Genomic DNA, 16183 nt, shown 5'->3' on the forward strand with positions numbered 1-16183 from the left:
CCCCAACGTCCCCTCCGAAGCCTTCGGGTGTCTCCGCCGCGACCGGTCGTGACTTGCGCGCGCGGGTGCGCGCGAATACAGCACACCACTGACAACGAGCCCCTGCTCGTCTCAACGCAGCCCAGGCGCGCGACGCCGGCACCCCACACGCAACGACCGGTCGAAGCAGCCTCCGCGCGCGGGAAGGCCCATCGCCACAGGGGCTACCTCAGGCGTCCGGGGCCGGAGCCTCTGGCTTCTGTTCCGCCACGTACGTGCCGCGCCCCGAAAGGGCATAGAGGAGACCTTCGTCGGCGAGCGCCGCAATCGCACGGCGGACGGTTGGACGGGAAAGCCCGTACTCGTCCGCAAGGGCGTTCTCGCCGGGAATGGCGCGGTTGGTTTTCCAGTCACCGCGCTTCAGGCGTGCACGCAAGATCCCCGCGAGCTGTTGGAACGGCGCATCGGGTGCGTCGCGCTCCACCTGGTCATCCGGCCCGTACTCCATGAGCCGAAGGTATCCGGCCGATGGCACAGCGGCATTCCCTGACAGGCCTATACAGCCCTTTACAGGCTTTTACAGGTAGGGCTAGGGTCGCCACACAACAAGACCCCCGCGACGCGGCGAACGTCCGGGGGCGTGGCCCATCAGCTATCTGGAGCTGACGAACGTGACTGACCTTATCGCGCACCTTGTGCGCTTACTCGTGCTGCTGTTCCCCGCTGGCGGGAGGCACCGAGCTGCCCCCTTGCCGGGCAACGCCCCGTCCCCGCAACCTCGGCGCTCCTCGTTACCGGAACACAGGAGCCCGTACGCCCGTGAGTCGGCAGAGAAGAGGCCGTTCACGGACACGATCAATCCCGTACGCCCCTACGTCACAGCCCCGCGCCGCAAGCACCCTGACGACCCGGAGCGCCGCGCGCAGGCGGAACGCCGATGGGCGCTCGACATGGCACTGCGCGGTATCGATGTTGGCCCGGCCGTGATCCACGGCAGGCAGGTGCCCCCCGGCGGTCGTACGGTCCACATGGCGGTGGGAGCTTGACGGCCATCGCCTGCTGCCGCTGCGGGCGCCTGACGTCGGCCCCCGTCGCGGTTCGCCACATCGAGCGGTCGAGCGGCCCAGGCCGGACGCTGTACGCCTGTCCAGACTGCGCGCCCCACCTCACCCCCGGCCCCCTGCCGACAGAGCTGCCCTGCTGATTTACGGCGGCCTCGAAGTCGAGACCCAGCCCCGCCCGGAGACCCTCCAGGCGGGGCTGGGCCATCTCCGGATGCCCGGCTCGACTCACGGGGCTGGTCGTACCTCGCGTGAGATTGAATTGACCGTTTCCTCTTCTGCCCGTTCTGAGGCCGTAGAACGCCGTGCTCCGTGCCTCGCAGGTCGCGAATCGGCCCCAAGAGGAAACGGCCCACGAATCCGAGGAGTCGTGCCTCCCACGCGGACCTCAAGCGGGTTGGTTGCCCACATGCAGCCTCGCCGGCGCGCAGAGGGGATGTGGGCCTACGCTGCTTGCTGGGCACGCTTCCTCCGTTCCTTCGCGTACCAGATGAAGTGAACGAGAAGAGTCTTGTATCCCCATGAGGGGACCGTGGCGCCCAGCAAGATCCACAGGGTTCCCCACCAGCCGCGGTGTCCGCCTGGGTCCCAAATCGGGATCCACAGAAAGTTGCCGGCGATCAGTGCGAGCCAGTGCCCAGTCTCCTTGGGGACGCGTCCAGCTCGGAACTCGAAGAACATCGTCAGGGCCATGTAGAACATGAAGATGTAGAGGTTGAGGATCCACATGACTGGGCTGATGTCTGAGTACCGCTCGACGAAGCGCACTTGATACGGCCACTCGAAGACCATGACCAGAGCCAAGATCATCAGCGGAGTGGCTTGCAAGAGAGTCCGCGCAATCTGGGCGATCTTGTCCTCATGGCGAAGGGCGAAGTCCCCGAACCCCTCATACAGGGGATTGGGTGCCAGTTCAGGGTCGATTCCCTTCCTGGCCCTGATCGCCTCGGTCAAGGCCTCCTCTTGCGTGGCGCCCCGAACGCGCATCCCGGCGCCGTCGACGTACGCCTCTACCTCGGCGGCGAAGCCCCGCATGTTCTCGCTCGTCAGGCGCGAACTCAGCGGTATCTGCACCCATGAGGGCGGCTGTTCGGCCGCCCTCAGCTGTTTGGTGAGATTCGTCCAGAAGATCATCCCCGTGTCGGGGTCGTAGACGATGCCTAAGACAGGGATGCGGCTCTGCTTCCAGTCGTCATAGTGGTCGTCCACCGGGATGGCGTAGCCGCGGGCCCGTTTGTACTTCTTTCCGCTCTTGACCTGCGCGGCGAAGTAGTGGCCGGTCCGTTTCCCGCTACGAGTGAGGTTGACGAAGAGGTCTTCGCCATGGTCGTTTCCGCCGTCGATTTCCTGAACGATGTGCTCGTGGTCCTCAAGCAGCGTGCGTACGGCGTTGACGCCTGCCCTCTCGATGCGACGGCTCGGACGGATAGTCGCCACTGCTCCCCCTCACAGTCAGTGCGTCGACGATACCGACGGCCACTGACACTGGGTAGATCTTCCGCAACGGCTGGTGATCACGAGGGCCGTCATCGCTTCTGGGTAGTAGCGGCGAGTCCTGGACCAGCCGCTCAAATCAGAGGCGGGATGGTGTCGCCTTGCGGTTCGTGGCAGGGTCGCCCCCATGCGGATTTTGGTGATGGGCGGCACCTGGTTCCTTGGCCGAGCGATCGTTGACGATGCGCTTCGACGCGGCTGGGATGTAACAACGTTCAATCGGGGCCGCTCCGGCGTGGTCGAGGGCGCCGACACCGTCCGGGGTGACCGGACGAGCCCCGACGACCTGAAACGGCTGGCCTCACGCGGACCATGGGATGCCGTGATCGACACGTCCAGCAGCGAGTTCCCGCCCCGTGACGTCCTTCTCGCCACCGACATCCTGCGCCCGGCCGCTGCCCGATGGGTGCACGTCTCCACCGTGTCCGTCTATCAGGGGTGGCCCCACCACCCGCTCACCGAGGACTCCCCCTTGTTGGAGTGCCCGCCGGACGCCGATGAGTCCTTCGGTCACACAGGGGCCGATGGCAGTCCGACGAAGTACGGGTTCCAGAAGGCAGGAGGAGAGGCTGCCGTGCGCGCCGCCTTCGGGGACGATTCGGTGTTCCTGCGGCCGGGAGTGATCCTGGGTCCTGGCGAGTACGTCGGGCGCCTCCCGTGGTGGCTCACCCGTGCCCAGCGCGGCGGCCCGATTGTCGTCCCGGCGCCGGCCGCCCAGGTGATCCAGCCCGTTGATGTGCGGGATGTCGCCGTCTTCGCCGTCGATCAGGCCGCTGGCACCGATAGCCCTGGCCGGGCATTCAACATCGCCCACCCCGAGGGCACCAGCTGGTCCGACTTCATCACTGATTGCCTGGCCGCCACCGGTAGTACCGGAAGCCCAGTGTGGGCTGATGCGGCGACGCTCACTGCACACGGTGTGAAGCAGTGGACGGAGCTTCCGCTGTGGCGCACCCACTCCGGGGTGTGGTCCGTCGACGCCTCCCGTGCAGTGGCGGCCGGGCTTCGCTGCCGTCCGCTTGCCGACACCATTGCGGACACCTGGGCGTGGATGCAGGCAGACGGCCGACCGGTCGAACACCCGAGGTGGGCCGAACACGGCGTGGACCCAGCCAAGGAAGCCCAGATCCTCGCTGCCCTCGGCCTCCCGTAGACACGAGGGGCAGGGTCACTCGATGGCGAGGAGCCCGCTGCCCGTACCCAGCTGCCGCGGCGCCGAGAGGCGCCCGAATTCCTCGATCTGTTCGCCGAGCGTGACAGCCACCCGCGTCTCCCTGAACGCGGGGGCCGTCAGAGCTCGGCGCAAACCGCCGGTGCGCTCCAGCAGCCCCGCCACACGCTGTTCCGCCGGGATCGCCCACACCGTCTCCAGAGTCGTCGCCGCTGCGTCCAGGTCGCCCCGGAGCAGTTGTGCGGCGGCGAGATCGGCAGCGGCCTTGCCCCGTACCGGTACTGACTGCCGGGCCGGCGGCCGGGACGCGACCAGATCCAGCGCCCGTTGCGCCGTCACCTCCGCGCCTGCCCCGTCGCCGACGAGCAGGGCGGTGGTGCCGTTGGACATCAGCAGGCGCTCCTCGTTGAAGGCGAACTCACCGCCGACGTCATCGTGCAGGGCGTCACGCTCGCCGCTGTCCTGCCGGGTGGACGCGATGAGCGCGCGGGTGGCCCGCTCCCGGTCCCCGAGGTGCCCATGGGCGCGGGCTTCGATGGACAGCAGCCGGCGCCTGGCCGTGTCGCCCAGACCGGCGTAGGCCAAGGCGGTCCGCGCATGCCGTACGGCCTCGGAAGGTCGGCCCGTGAAATAGGCGCAGATTGCCAAGGACCCAGTGGCATAAGCCCGTAGCGGATCGAAGCGCGCCATCTCTCCGTACAGGGCCGCCGACCGGGCAAGGCGTGCCGAGTCGTCCAGTGCGCCGAGGTCGAAGGCGGCGGTCGACAGCAGCGCGCACGCCTGCCCCGCCACGATCAGCAGGTCCTGCTGCTGTACGGGCACCTTGGTGAGTCCGCGTTGGTGCTCTGCCTCCGAGCGCAGGGCCTTCGCTCGCCGGAACACGTCGAAGGCGCTCACGGCGCCGTACGAGCGGGCGAGGGACAGGGCGTCGTCACGGAGCTGGTCGATGGTCGTGTCGGATACGGACTGCGCGGCGGCAGCCCCCGCCTCATCAGCGGCGTCACGTGCGGTCATGGCGATTTCACTTTCGAGGTCGTACGCAGTGGGAGTCACCGAGGTCGAGGTCGACAGCGCGGGCGGCGGCCCGAACAGTGACGTGGCCTCCACACCGAAGAGCTGCTCCAGTACCCGGCACGTGTCCGGTCCGGGCATGGTTTTGATCCGGCCCGACGTCCACCGCCGGAACTGTGCCTCCGACACCGACATGCCCCGCACGCCGGCCTGTGAGGCCGCGCGCTCGAACGCCGTGACGAAGTCCCTGTAACGCCAATGCCGTTGCTGGACTAACACGCGCAACAGCGTCACCGGATCGCCCATCGGTCGCTCCCTCAAGGTCAGGAGACGGGCCACATCGCGCCCCGTTCCACTTCGTGCCTACTGGCCAACACACCTGCTGCGCAATGAAATCCGTGCAGATGACATCACGGCGCCACCTTCATGACACCCCGATCACCCTGGCGAGCACCAGATGACACCAAGCGCATCGTGGTCGTGACACCCGCACCAGAGGGACTCTTACGCCACCTCGAAGACCCCAGCGAAAGGGAGTGGACCGTGAGCAGCCCCCGGCTTCCCCGACGAACCCCTGGCGCAACCAGCACGCGCTACGAGGCCGTCGTGGCCCCGTACGGGGAGACGGACGTCGGCACCCCGTTGGAGCGCCGCGGTCTGCCCAGGGCTGCCGAGGCGTTCCGCAGTGGGAACGGTGACCCCTCCACGTGGAGCTCCGCGCAGTTCGACGCCTTCCTCGGCCTCGGGGGTGCCCAATGAGCACGACTACGGAGGCAAACGTCTGGGTCACGGAGGACACCGCGCACCGGCTGCTCGGGCAGGACGTTGCACACCCCACCAGCGGACGTCACGGAACCGTGGGCGCGGTCCTGATCTACGTATCGAAACTTACGGGCAGGCCGGTCAGGAGGGTGGCGCACATGCGCCCGATGGACCACTCGGGTCGGGAATGGACCGCCGATCCGGACACCCTCCAGCCCCTACGGTCGATTGCCCACCAGGCCCAGTCCAGCGAGACGAAGGACTGAACAGGCTTCCCGTCGGCGCTGAACAAGCGATCGGCATCGACGGGGAACGGCGCCAGCGCGCCGCGCACGAAACCGGCGAGGTGTCATACGGCACCACACCGGCGGCACCAGAGCGGATCCAAGCTGCCCGTCCCGGGCAGTCACCCTTCCACCAAGGAGATCAGCTATGCCGAAGCCCAGGAAAGAGAAGCAGAACCACCTCATCTACGCGGACGTCGTGGACTCCAAGTCCAAGGCGGGCGTGTGGATGGGCGAGCGTGCTTCCTTCCGCGACAAGCAGGGCCGCATCCTGGAGGCCCTGAAGGACCGCACCGACTGGGTCAGCCTGGAGGGCGCGGTCATGGTCATCAGCACCGAGCCGGCCGGTCTCACGGTCATCGCGCCGAACCCGACGCTCCCCGGTGTGATCGTCCTCTCCGATGGCGGCTCCCCCGCGGCCTCCGCCCGGCTCCAGGCCGACGCCGAGGACAAGGTCCGCGCCGTCATGGCCGAACTGGGCATCGCTGAAGAGGAAACGGCGGCCTGACCCAGTGGCCACTCCCCAGCTGCTGTGGGGGAAATACTTCCAGTACGACCGGGACGGCGAGGCTGTCCTCCTCGACCCGGTCACGCTGGAGAGTGTGCTTCTCGACCCCGGCGAGGTCTCTGACCTCGCCGGGGTCCCCCCGACCGCGACCCACTTAGCCCTCGCCGGGCTCGGCTTCACCCAGGACGGCCCCGCGGCCGACCGCCGTGAAGCACTCCACCACCGCCTCCACACCCTGGGTATCGACCCGACACCGCGCGGGATCAGCGGCCTCCGGGTGGTGCTCACCGACCGCTGCAACATGGCCTGCACGTACTGCTTCGTCGACACCAACAGCGGCAAGCCGGACATGACGGAGCAGGAGCTCGCCGCCGGCCTTGAGTTCATGTTCGAGCAGAACGCTGGGCAGGAGGAGGTCTCGATCCAGTGGTTCGGCGGCGAGCCGACGATCCGCTTCGACCTCATGCAGTACGGCGACGAACTCGCCGACACCCTCGCTGCCCGCTACGGCGTCGAGCGGGTCCGACGCACAGTCGTCACCAATGGCGCCCGCCTGACCGACGAGGCCCTCGACCACTTCGTACAGCGCGAGTACGGGGTGGGCATCTCCATCGACGGCCCTCCCGGGATCAACTCGGCGAACCGGCTGCTCCTCGGCGGGCAGCCCGCCGACGACCGCATCCGCCGCAACGTCCGGCGCCTGGTCGAGGCGAAGGGCCTGCACGTCGGCTGCAACCTCACCCCGACGGCGTCGAACATCGGGCGCCTGGCCGAGAGCGTGCAGTGGATCATCGACGACCTCGGCCTCAAGTTCATCTACGTCAACACGCCCATCCCCACCGGGGGCAAGTGGCGGGTGAATGGCGCCGACCTGGCACGGGAGCTCTACGAAGCCCGCCTGACCGCACTTGGGAAGGGCGGGATGCTCTTCTCCGTCCTCGACCGGGCCTTCCAGGCACTCGACACCCGCCGGCCGATGCTGTTCGACCACATGCAGGGCGACCGCAGCCTCAACGCCGCCCTCCTGCCCGGCAACCGCGTCAGCGTGTGCGACATCAACTTCACCGAACCCGAGTTCCTCCACACACTCGACGAGCTACGGTCGGACCCCAGCCGCCTCACAAGGGCGACGAAGAAGGTCGCGCCGATCCCCGCGTGCGGCGACTGCCCGGCGCTGGCCATCTGCGGCGGCCCGTCCCGCAACGAACAGGCCCTCATCGGCGGCAGCACCCCCGACCCGCAGATGTGCGCCTTCTACACCAGCACCGTGGCCATCGCGGTCTGGGACAACACGGGGGTGCAATGAGCACCCCCGCCCGTACGGCGCTGATCTCGACGGCCGGCCACTGCGAGGTCGCGTGCAGCTTCTGCTTCCGGGCCGACCGCGCCCGCGGCTTCCTCACCACCGCGACGTACACGCGTGCCCTGTCGCGGCTGAAGGAGGCCGGGGTCGAGGGTGTGTGCCTGACCGGTGGTGAGCCGACCCACCACCCGGACATCCGGCAGCTCGTGCGGCTGGCCCTCCAGTTCGGCATGACGGTGTCCATGGTGACCTCGGCACGCTCGGAGGCTGAGGTCACCGCCCTCGCGGGGGTCGGTCACCTTCTGACCAACGTGACCGTCTCCGCGGACTCGCAGGGCGCGATGGCGCTCGGCCGCACCACCCGGAGTGCGGCCTCTGCTGTTGCAACACTGGGTGCCGTGGACACCCCGTCGAAGGTCCTTCACCTCACCTACTGGGATGTGGACGACGACGAAGCCGCGCAGCTCGCCGACCTCGTAGCGGGAACGGGGATCGACGTCCAGCTGAGTCCCGTCCTCCTCTCCGAAGCCGCCCTGCGCCGGGATAACCGATCACTCCAGGACTCCCTGGTCCAGAGGGCGCGCGACACGGCGGCACTCGACCAGTACTTCCGCCTGTCCAACGGATACCGGTCCTACCTCGACGACCTGCGGCAGCTACAGCTGTCCAAGGAGGAGAGCCACCCCTGCCGGTCGGCCACCCTCTACATGTCGGCCGACGGCGAGGTGCGGCACTGCCCCTACGGAGCATCCGAGGTCAGTGTCCACGCCCCACGTACCGAGATCCGAGCCTTCCTCGACGCGCCGGCCACGGACCGCGTCGGACCTGACTGCGCCGCCATCTGCCGCCCCGCGTCCCGCGACTGCGCGGCGGCCTGACCTTGGGGGTCCACGTGCAACCGTCGGTCTCCGTCACCGATCCCGACGACTTCAACAGCCACTGGAGGCAGCCGCCGAACTTCCGCATGCAGGTCCCGTTCGACTACCTGTTCTTGCCGGCGATCGACATCCTCGACCACGTCCGCCGGGACGAGGAGGTGCGGTTCACGATCCTCGGCGAGGACGACTGGAAGGTGCGCATGGACCGCACCGCCGCGTTCCGGACGGCCCCGGTCGAGGAGATCGCCACGTGGCCGTTCCGCCTGGTGCACTTCAACCTCACCCGGTTCTACGGCGAGATCCTGGCGGGCTTCCAGGACGAGGTCATGGTGCCCTGGCGCACCCATCTGTCGTCGCAGGGATTCACGTGGCAGCGGTGCGCACCCATCCTGTTCCTGTCCACCGAAGGGGCAGCCTCGACCTACCACAACGACAACTCGCACGGTCTGGTGTGGCAGGTCCAAGGGGTCAAGACCTTCCACAGCTACCACAACCCCGACAAGCACCTGTCCCCCGAAGCCGCGGTCCTCGGTGAGACCACCGCTGAGGATCCCCCGCCGCACGACGAGGCGGCCCGGCAGTCGGTGACGATGCAGCCGGGCGACCAGCTGTGGAGCCACGCCCTGACCCCGCACTGGGTCACCACTGAATCGCCGCTCGCGCTCAGCGTCGCCCTCTCCCACGGCGGCCTGTCCCGCCGCGGCCGATACGCGGACCGCGAGCTGGCCCTGCGCGACCACTGGGACAAGAACCCCGCCGAGGCGTGGACCCTCGACCTCGGCCACACCCGGTACTGAGCCAGCCCTCTGCCCCACCGCCAGACAGACGGTGGGGCAGCGGTGCGTATACCCCTGACTCAGGGGGTGAGGCGGTTCGGCCCCCGGAACAGGAACGCGGCCTCGCGGATCGAGTCCAGGCCGAGCATGACCATCAGGATCCGGCCCAGGCCGGCGCCGAGGCCGCCGTGGGGCGGGCACCCGAACCGGAAGATGTTCATGTAGTCCTGCATCGGCTCGGTGTCCATGCTCTTCTCCTCCGCCTGCTTGAGCAGCACGTCGGAGCGATGCTCACGCTGGGCCCCAGTGGTGATCTCCAGGCCCTTCCAGAGCAAGTCGAAGCTGAGCGTCAGGTCCGGCCGGTCCGCCGGACGCATGTGGTAGAAGGGCCGGATACTCGCCGGGTAGTGCGTGATGAACACGAACTCGTGGCCCGTGAGCTCCTTCATGTGGGCGGCGATGGTGCGCTCACCTTCCGGGTCCAGGTCCTCCTTGACGCCTTCGGAGTCCCAGCCGCCGGCCCGCAGGATCTCCTGTGCCTCGGCCATCGTGATCCTGGGGAACGGAGCCTCCGGTACGACAACTTCGATGCCGAAGATCTCCCGGATCGCCTCACCGTGGACCTCGGCGACCTTCGCGATGGCGTGGGCGAGCATCCGCTCCTCGAACGCCATCACGTCCTCGACGTCGTCGATCCACGACAGCTCGACGTCCACGCCGGTGAACTCGGTCGCGTGCCGGGAGGTGTACGACGGCTCGGCCCGGAAGACAGGCCCGATCTCGAAGACCCGGTCGATACCCGCGGCCACGGCCATCTGCTTGTAGAACTGCGGCGACTGCGCGAGGTAGGCCGACCGGTCGAAGTACCCGAGCTTGAACACCTCCGCGCCGGACTCCGAGGCGGTACCCATCAGCTTCGGCGTGTGCATCTCCGTGCAGCCGTTCCGCATGGCGTACTCGCGCAGCCCCTGCTCCAAGGTCGTCTGCGCGGCGAACACCATCTGCGCGGTGGCACGCTTGCGTACGTCGAGGAACCGCCAGTCGAGCCGATGCTCGGGGCCGGTGTGCTCGTCGATCGGCAGCGGCGTCTCCGCCCGGTTCAGCACCTCGATCGCCTCGGGGACGATCTCCAGGCCACCCAGGTTGACCTGGGCCGCCTCTACGACGCGTCCGGTGATCCGGACGGCGGACTCGGGGGTAAGCGACTCGATGACGGCTTCGAGCGGGCCGCCGTCGCGCTTGTGGGTCACCTGGGCCATGCCGGAGTGGTCCCGCAGGATGACGAACTGCATCTTGCGCTGCAGCCGGAGTGCGTTCACCCAGCCGGAGACGGTGACGGTCTGGTCGACGTGTGCGCGTAGGTCAGAAACCAGTACGCGGCTAGTGGTGTGGATCATCGCAGCCCTCCAGGGGCGTCGTCATGATCCCTTGGAAGCGTGGGCGAGAAGGGTACTCGCGGTGCCACCACGCCTTTGCCACCGCCAGACAGCGGCGGCCTCATTCAGCCCGATGACGGGGGCAAACCGGCGGGGCATTGGGCCCGAGGGCCTTTCCTCCCCGCGCTCGGGAGGGTCTTCACCATGGGTGCGAGTCCGCCTTCACAGCTGCCGGCGGCTCTCTCTGCTCGCGTGATCCGTGGCTACTCGTCTCCGTCGACGCGTTGGTCACGAGGATAGGGATCCACCAAGCCCCTCGCAACGGATTCACGGTGGTGGCGCACCAGGTGACCGGATGGTGCCCCTGCCGAGGCCAGATTAGAGACCCCCGTCGCCCATCGCTGCTGCTTTGCAAGGCCGCCACGAGAATGCGCGGCAACTACGATCAGGGCCGCGAAGCCGTCCGGGCCGCTTGCGGCCCTGGACTCCCGACCAGGAGGGGACCGCCGCACATGGGTAGGACTGAGTACTACAACGACCCGACCGCGCCGAAGGCCAACACCCTCATCCCCGCCAGCAACCTGCTCGTCGTCGACGACACCGGTGCCGTCCTCCTCCAGCGCCGCCGGGACACCGGTCAGTGGGCACTGCCCGGCGGCGCCCAGGACATCGGCGAGACGGCTGCCCAGTGCGCGGTACGCGAGTGCCTAGAGGAGACGGGGATCGTCGCCGAGATCACCGGCTTCCTCGGCGTCTACACCAACCCGAAGCACATCGTCGCGTATACCAATGGCGAGATCCGCCAGCAGTACGAGAACACTTACATCGGCCGCCCCATTGGCGGTGCGCCCACGGTCAACGATGAAGCCGACGGCGTCCGCTTCATCCAGCCCGCGGACCTCGACCACTACGACATCCACGCCAGCATGCGCCAGCAGATCGGCGACTACCTCGCCGGCACGTACCCCTATCTCGGCTGAACGGGCAGCTTCGCTCCAACCCCGCTGGTCCGCCAATGCAACTCAGGGCAAAGATGTGCTCGAAGACCTGAGATCCGGTTTGCCGCATGCGTCACCACGCTGGGCGAAGTTGATGAACGGGCCCCGAAATCGCTGAAGATGGAGTGCGGCACGGCGGCGCCGAGCCAGGAGCAAGAGCAAGCGAGGGGAACGGGGAAAGCGTGACTGACGTGGAGCGCATGCTCGAAGAGGCGCAGGCCATGATGACGGAGGAGGTCTTTGAGGGGGTGCTGAAAGCCCAAGGCATCGATCCCGACGACCTGTCCTCGCTTCAGGACCTCCTCGCCATTGGCCTCACGAACGGAGCATGGCGCAACAGCTGCGTGGAGAACTGGCATGCCGAGGGGCGTCTGTCCGACGGCGACATGCTGCGGATCAACAGCCACACCACGCTCGGTATACGCCAGCGCCTCCGCGGATGGTGCACGGAGCACGGCATCACCTCGGGGAGCAGCGAAGCGTTCGAGAGCGTCACGGTGGAGGACGTGGACGTCCTTGGGCATCGACTCTTCAAGTGGCTGACCAACCCCAACCGCAAGCTCCCGACCGGCATGACCCTGGGCGAGCTCGCGCGAACCGATGAAGACCTCGCGGAGTACGAGGATCACGCGGACGGGAAGTTGGGAGCCTTCGCCGGCCAGATGGAGAAGAAGGGAGTCCGCCACGGCATCCTTTACACGGCTGGCCACGGCGCGCTGGCCTGCGACCGCTGGTGGGGCCATCCCACCTGGCCCGCTCGCGTCGACCGTTTCATCTCCGTACTGGACACCCCCGCGGATCCCCACTGGGGCACTGACGGCGAGCGCCTCAAGCGCCTGGGCCCAGAGCCGGCCGCCTTGCAGGATCGTGGTGCCCTGCGCGGGACACTGTTGCGGACGCCGTGGGAGCTCGAAGCGCAGACCGCAGAGTGGATCACTGACTCTGGAATCGGCTACTTGACGCCGGCTGTCTGATCTTTGGGAGATTGCCCGGTGTGGTACTCCGCAGCAAGCCGACGGGGCCCCGCTATTCCCGGCGGGGCTCTTTGAGGATTTGCGTGGTGCTGAGGAGGCAGCCGCGCCCTCACACTGACCACTTAGAGTGATGGATCAGTGCGTTCCTCTGTGCCCACCTGGGCAAATACCGACTTACTTCGCGACTGACAGTCCGACCCTCTAGGCTGCACGGTGTGGTTCTACAGGTAGAGATGGCACAGAGTGCAACACAAGAGCAGGATGAGGCCGTGACCGGAGATGATCGGATCCAGGTGCACTGTGGTGACGCCTATGACCTCATGCCGACTCTTGCACCGGAGTCCATTGACCTGCTGATCACCTCGCCACCGTACTGGGGCTTGCGCAGCTACGGGCAGGACCACAACGAGGACATCCTCAAGGAGTGGCTCGCTGAGGACGAGAGCCGCGTCCAGACCGATGTGCCGCCTTATGAGTGGTACCGGGACCATGGCGGCGTCCTCGGCCTGGAGCCCCTGCCCGAGTGGTACATCAGCCACCTCGTGGAGATCCTTCAGCGAGGCGCGGCTGCCCTGAAGCCCGGCGGCAGCATGTGGATCAACATCGGCGACACGTACTTCGCTCGTTGGTCGAGCATCCGCCACGACGGGCGTCAGGGCCTCGGCGACAATCCGCGTTCTCGGCGCCGGACCCCTATGGGTGGGTTCCGCCAGGAGAAGCAGCTGCTCCTCATCCCGAGTCGCTTCGCCATCGCCATGCAGGATCTCCGGTGGATCCTGCGCAACGACCTCATTTGGCACAAGCCGAATATCCCGCCGCGGCCCGAGAAGGACCGTCTGCGACTCGCGCACGAACACTTCTTCCACTTCGTGAAGCGCCCCAAGGAGGGGCGCGCGAAGTACCACTACGACCTCGGTGAAGTCGAGGCCGGAGCACGTGATGTCGTGTACTACGACTTCGATGAGGCCGACCAGCTGGAGAGCAGCGAGTCAGAGACCTCGTACTACGACTACCTCGAGGTCGAGGCCGGCGGGTACGACGTGGTGAAGACACACGTGCGTTCGGGGTCCGATGGCCATTCGGCTACATTCCCCGTGGATTTGGTCAAGCCGCGAATCCTGAGCTCCTGCCCCCCTGGCGGAACGGTGCTGGACCCGTTCTGTGGAACTGGGCGGTCACTTTCCGTAGCGGCAGCCTCTGGGCGCAAAGCTATCGGGTTCGAACTGCACAAGCCGTTCCATGAGGCGGCTACGCAGAATGCCAGCGAAGCAGCTGGTCAGTTGTCTTTTGATCTGAATGAATCGAAGGAGACGGGGTCTTAGTTTGTCCGGGGGCGGAGCAAAGGCAAAGAAGGAACCGGGAAACTTCATTGCGGAATGGTTCGGGCATCGGGTCTACCCGGTCGTCGCGGAGACCGCGAGCAGTCTGGCTGACCAGAGTGCTCAGCGGTGTCCGTTTCTGACCGAGGTCACAGGTAAGCAGACCAAGTGCGTCAAGCGTGCCAACTCTGCTGGCGTCTGCACGATCAGCAGCAACAGCAACGGTCCACGACAGGACTGGCTGGCCTGTCCGTTCAGGGCGCTGGATCTTCCCATGCTTCATGACGCAGCCCATCGCCTCTTCGGCTACGCCAAGGGCGACGATGTCAGCATCGTTGCGGTTCCCAAGCTTGAAGAGAAGCCTGTTGCTGCGGATGTTCGGAAGCGGGTAGCCGCGGGCGAGCCTACGATCGTCTACTTCCAGAACAAGTTGGGTGGGGAGATCTCTATTAGCCCCACCGACCGTTCGCCGGAGTTCTCCTTCGACGCCACCATGATTGAGCTGGTCCCAGACTCGTCTGGGGAGCTGAGCGTGGGCCGATACGGTGTCTTCGAGATCCAGACGATGGACTTTCACGGCACCTACCAGGCGGCCGTCGCGAACCTCCGAAACGCCAGGCACATGCATGCGGGTGAGTTCGGAGAGACGATCGCTTCGCACCCTCAGTGGCTCTCCGAGAGGGTCGAAGGCCCGAACATCGCGAACGCCTTCAAACGCACCTTCTACCAGATGATGTTCAAGTTTCAGGTGGGAGCGCACGAGGCATCGGCAGGGTGCATCCTCGCTATCCCGCGGGCCGTGTGGGAAAGCTGGCAGCGGCACCTTGGCCGCCCGGACCTGGTTGATCACGGGGACGGCACGGTACGGCTCGTACGGCCCGGAGACACCCCGCTGGAGAATCCGCCGGCGTGGATCTACGTGTTCGACACAGAGGTGTCCGACACGTGCACCCCCAACGCTTTGAACCTCTGGCGCGTGATCGGTACGGATGCCGCAACGTTGGGTCACTACACCCTCGATGTCGCGCCAGAAGCGGCGCTGGCAGCAGGAGGTTCGGTCGACCGTCTGCACAGCGTGATAACGCAGCGGTTGTCCAAGTACCTGCCGGAGCTCAAGCCGACTCACGGGCGTATCAAGAAGGCGGCGGCTGGCGCCGGACAGCTGACCTTGTGACTTGCTGAGCCGGTCTGCGTACGAAGCGGACCGGCTCGGTGTTTGCGCGCTCACGGCGACCTCGGGGGTGGGTAACTTCCCGAGGTCTGCCGGTACGCCCGCGGCACGGCCTTTTAGGCCAGATTGCGGTGGTTCCTGGGTATGTGTCTCACGGTCTGTCAGATGGCCCTGCAATGATCTCCTGCCATGGTGAGATACATGTGGGGGGAGGCGGCTGCCGGCGTAGTCCACGCGGCTAAGTCGCCAGGTGGACACCCGCTTAGACGCGTTCAGCGAACCGCGCTTCTGGGCGCAGGGCTTCTCAATCCTCGCCAGGGGGCTGTGTAGTGGCTACCGCCCCGAGGAAAAGATCCGAAAGGTCCCTGCGGTCCGAGAGGTTGTTCCGGGCGCGCGTCTCTGAGCTTGGTGGCGAAGTCCTCGAAGTGCAGTGGCTCGGTAGCAGGAAGGCCCACCGGGTGAGATGCGCAGCTGGGCACGAGGGTGCAAGCTTTCCATCTAACATCCAGCAAGGGCACGGCATCTGCCGGATCTGTGCATCAGACTTCCGCTCTCTGGCGGTCGAGGCGGCATTTCGATCCCGTGTGGCGGAATTGGGCGGGATCGTTCTAGAAGAAAAATGGCTTGGTAATCACACGCCGCATAAGGCCCGTTGTGTCAATGGGCACGAATGTAGACCATGGCCAAGTCATGTGCAGCAGGGTAGCGGAATCTGTCCCACATGTGCTGGGAACGACAAGAAGGCAGCCGAGGCGGCCTTTAGGCGGGCCTTGGCCGAGATAGGGGCCGAGCTTATCGAGCCGACCTACCTCGGTACGAAGGAACCACACAGAGTTCGGTGCGCCAGTGGGCATGTGTGCTACCCGTGGCCGTCTCAGCTACGACGTGGGGAAGGGATTTGTCGTACCTGTGCCGGGAAAGATCCGAAGGTAGCGGAAGCCAACTTCAGACGCCGCGTCGCCGAGTTGGGGGGCGTTGTCCTTGAACCGCAGTGGCTCGGGGCAACCACGCCACATCGAGTCAGGTGCGTCCAGGGGCACGCGAGCACTCCATGGCCGTCCGCAGTCCAGCGGGGGCAGGGAATCTGTCGCACCTGTGCGGGTAGGGATCCGAAGGCT

At 66.7% G+C, this 16183-nt stretch carries 15 protein-coding genes; 11 read left to right on the forward strand and 4 right to left on the reverse strand.

The features are described from left to right. Nucleotides 1-208 precede the first annotated feature (208 nt). Together OG276_RS19375 and OG276_RS19380 are read right to left on the reverse strand one after the other, a co-directional pair. On the reverse strand, nucleotides 209-487 hold the full coding sequence (locus tag OG276_RS19375) for a GntR family transcriptional regulator (RefSeq protein ID WP_266907167.1): 279 nt from the start codon (nucleotides 485-487) through the stop codon (nucleotides 209-211). Nucleotides 488-1484: 997 nt separating this feature from the next. Then, complete coding sequence (locus tag OG276_RS19380) at nucleotides 1485-2477, reverse strand: DUF4365 domain-containing protein (RefSeq protein WP_266907168.1); 993 nt, start codon at nucleotides 2475-2477, stop codon at nucleotides 1485-1487. Between the two features lie 184 nt (nucleotides 2478-2661). Between OG276_RS19380 and OG276_RS19385 the strand changes: the two genes are divergently transcribed. Continuing rightward, on the forward strand, nucleotides 2662-3687 hold the full coding sequence (locus OG276_RS19385; protein ID WP_266907170.1) for an NAD-dependent epimerase/dehydratase family protein: 1026 nt from the start codon (nucleotides 2662-2664) through the stop codon (nucleotides 3685-3687). A gap of 15 nt (nucleotides 3688-3702) precedes the next feature. Here OG276_RS19385 and OG276_RS19390 read toward each other — a convergent pair whose 3' ends face one another. Beyond that, nucleotides 3703-5022 (reverse strand): DNA-binding protein, encoded by a 1320-nt coding sequence (locus OG276_RS19390; protein WP_266907172.1) that lies wholly within the window; start codon nucleotides 5020-5022, stop codon nucleotides 3703-3705. 237 nt (nucleotides 5023-5259) lie between these two features. Between OG276_RS19390 and OG276_RS19395 the strand changes: the two genes are divergently transcribed. The 6 genes from OG276_RS19395 (at nucleotide 5260) to OG276_RS19420 (ending at nucleotide 9248) form a co-directional block, all read left to right on the forward strand. Beyond that, nucleotides 5260-5475 carry a hypothetical protein gene (locus tag OG276_RS19395; RefSeq protein ID WP_266907174.1) on the forward strand — a complete coding sequence of 72 codons (216 nt, stop codon included), beginning with the start codon at nucleotides 5260-5262 and terminating at the stop codon, nucleotides 5473-5475. Continuing rightward, nucleotides 5472-5744, forward strand: a complete 273-nt coding sequence (locus tag OG276_RS19400; protein ID WP_266907176.1) for a hypothetical protein — start codon at nucleotides 5472-5474, stop codon at nucleotides 5742-5744. Before OG276_RS19395 ends, OG276_RS19400 begins: the two co-directional genes overlap by 4 nt. A 166-nt stretch (nucleotides 5745-5910) precedes the next feature. After that, entirely contained in the window at nucleotides 5911-6270 is a 360-nt protein-coding gene (locus tag OG276_RS19405) for a hypothetical protein (protein WP_266907177.1), read from the forward strand. 4 nt (nucleotides 6271-6274) lie between these two features. Beyond that, nucleotides 6275-7576 (forward strand): radical SAM protein, encoded by a 1302-nt coding sequence (locus OG276_RS19410; protein WP_266907179.1) that lies wholly within the window; start codon nucleotides 6275-6277, stop codon nucleotides 7574-7576. After that, nucleotides 7573-8451 (forward strand): radical SAM protein, encoded by an 879-nt coding sequence (locus OG276_RS19415; RefSeq protein ID WP_266907181.1) that lies wholly within the window; start codon nucleotides 7573-7575, stop codon nucleotides 8449-8451. Before OG276_RS19410 ends, OG276_RS19415 begins: the two co-directional genes overlap by 4 nt. A gap of 14 nt (nucleotides 8452-8465) precedes the next feature. Next, nucleotides 8466-9248 (forward strand): hypothetical protein, encoded by a 783-nt coding sequence (locus tag OG276_RS19420; protein ID WP_266907183.1) that lies wholly within the window; start codon nucleotides 8466-8468, stop codon nucleotides 9246-9248. Between the two features lie 59 nt (nucleotides 9249-9307). On the opposite strand, the gene aspS is transcribed toward OG276_RS19420, so the two are convergent. Then, nucleotides 9308-10624: an aspartate--tRNA(Asn) ligase gene (aspS, locus tag OG276_RS19425; protein WP_266907185.1), complete on the reverse strand. Its 1317-nt coding sequence runs from the start codon at nucleotides 10622-10624 to the stop codon at nucleotides 9308-9310. A gap of 491 nt (nucleotides 10625-11115) precedes the next feature. Here aspS and OG276_RS19430 point away from each other — a divergent pair, with 491 nt between their 5' ends. The 4 genes from OG276_RS19430 to OG276_RS19445 all read left to right on the forward strand — a co-directional run bounded on the left by OG276_RS19430 (nucleotide 11116) and on the right by OG276_RS19445 (nucleotide 15068). Next, a complete protein-coding gene (locus OG276_RS19430; protein WP_266907187.1) occupies nucleotides 11116-11583 on the forward strand; it encodes an NUDIX domain-containing protein in 468 nt (155 codons plus the stop codon). Between the two features lie 200 nt (nucleotides 11584-11783). Further along, nucleotides 11784-12575 (forward strand): hypothetical protein, encoded by a 792-nt coding sequence (locus OG276_RS19435; RefSeq protein WP_266907189.1) that lies wholly within the window; start codon nucleotides 11784-11786, stop codon nucleotides 12573-12575. A gap of 269 nt (nucleotides 12576-12844) precedes the next feature. Next, complete coding sequence (locus OG276_RS19440) at nucleotides 12845-13897, forward strand: site-specific DNA-methyltransferase (RefSeq protein ID WP_266907191.1); 1053 nt, start codon at nucleotides 12845-12847, stop codon at nucleotides 13895-13897. 1 nt (nucleotide 13898) lies between these two features. After that, nucleotides 13899-15068: a NotI family restriction endonuclease gene (locus OG276_RS19445; protein WP_266907193.1), complete on the forward strand. Its 1170-nt coding sequence runs from the start codon at nucleotides 13899-13901 to the stop codon at nucleotides 15066-15068. Nucleotides 15069-16183 lie beyond the last annotated feature (1115 nt).

It is taken from the genome of Streptomyces sp. NBC_00086 (genome assembly GCF_026343255.1).
In the GTDB taxonomy this organism is placed as follows: Bacteria; Actinomycetota; Actinomycetes; order Streptomycetales; family Streptomycetaceae; genus Streptomyces.

Bases quoted from the DNA above. Each gene is read 5' to 3' on its own strand.
- OG276_RS19375 (WP_266907167.1), bottom strand. From the start codon at position 487: ATGGAGTACGGGCCGGATGACCAGGTGGAGCGCGACGCACCCGATGCG.
- OG276_RS19385 (WP_266907170.1), top strand. From the start codon at position 2,662: ATGCGGATTTTGGTGATGGGCGGCACCTGGTTCCTTGGCCGAGCGATC.
- OG276_RS19390 (WP_266907172.1), bottom strand. From the start codon at position 5,022: ATGGGCGATCCGGTGACGCTGTTGCGCGTGTTAGTCCAGCAACGGCAT.
- OG276_RS19400 (WP_266907176.1), top strand. From the start codon at position 5,472: ATGAGCACGACTACGGAGGCAAACGTCTGGGTCACGGAGGACACCGCG.
- OG276_RS19405 (WP_266907177.1), top strand. From the start codon at position 5,911: ATGCCGAAGCCCAGGAAAGAGAAGCAGAACCACCTCATCTACGCGGAC.
- OG276_RS19415 (WP_266907181.1), top strand. From the start codon at position 7,573: ATGAGCACCCCCGCCCGTACGGCGCTGATCTCGACGGCCGGCCACTGC.
- aspS (WP_266907185.1), bottom strand. From the start codon at position 10,624: ATGATCCACACCACTAGCCGCGTACTGGTTTCTGACCTACGCGCACAC.
- OG276_RS19430 (WP_266907187.1), top strand. From the start codon at position 11,116: ATGGGTAGGACTGAGTACTACAACGACCCGACCGCGCCGAAGGCCAAC.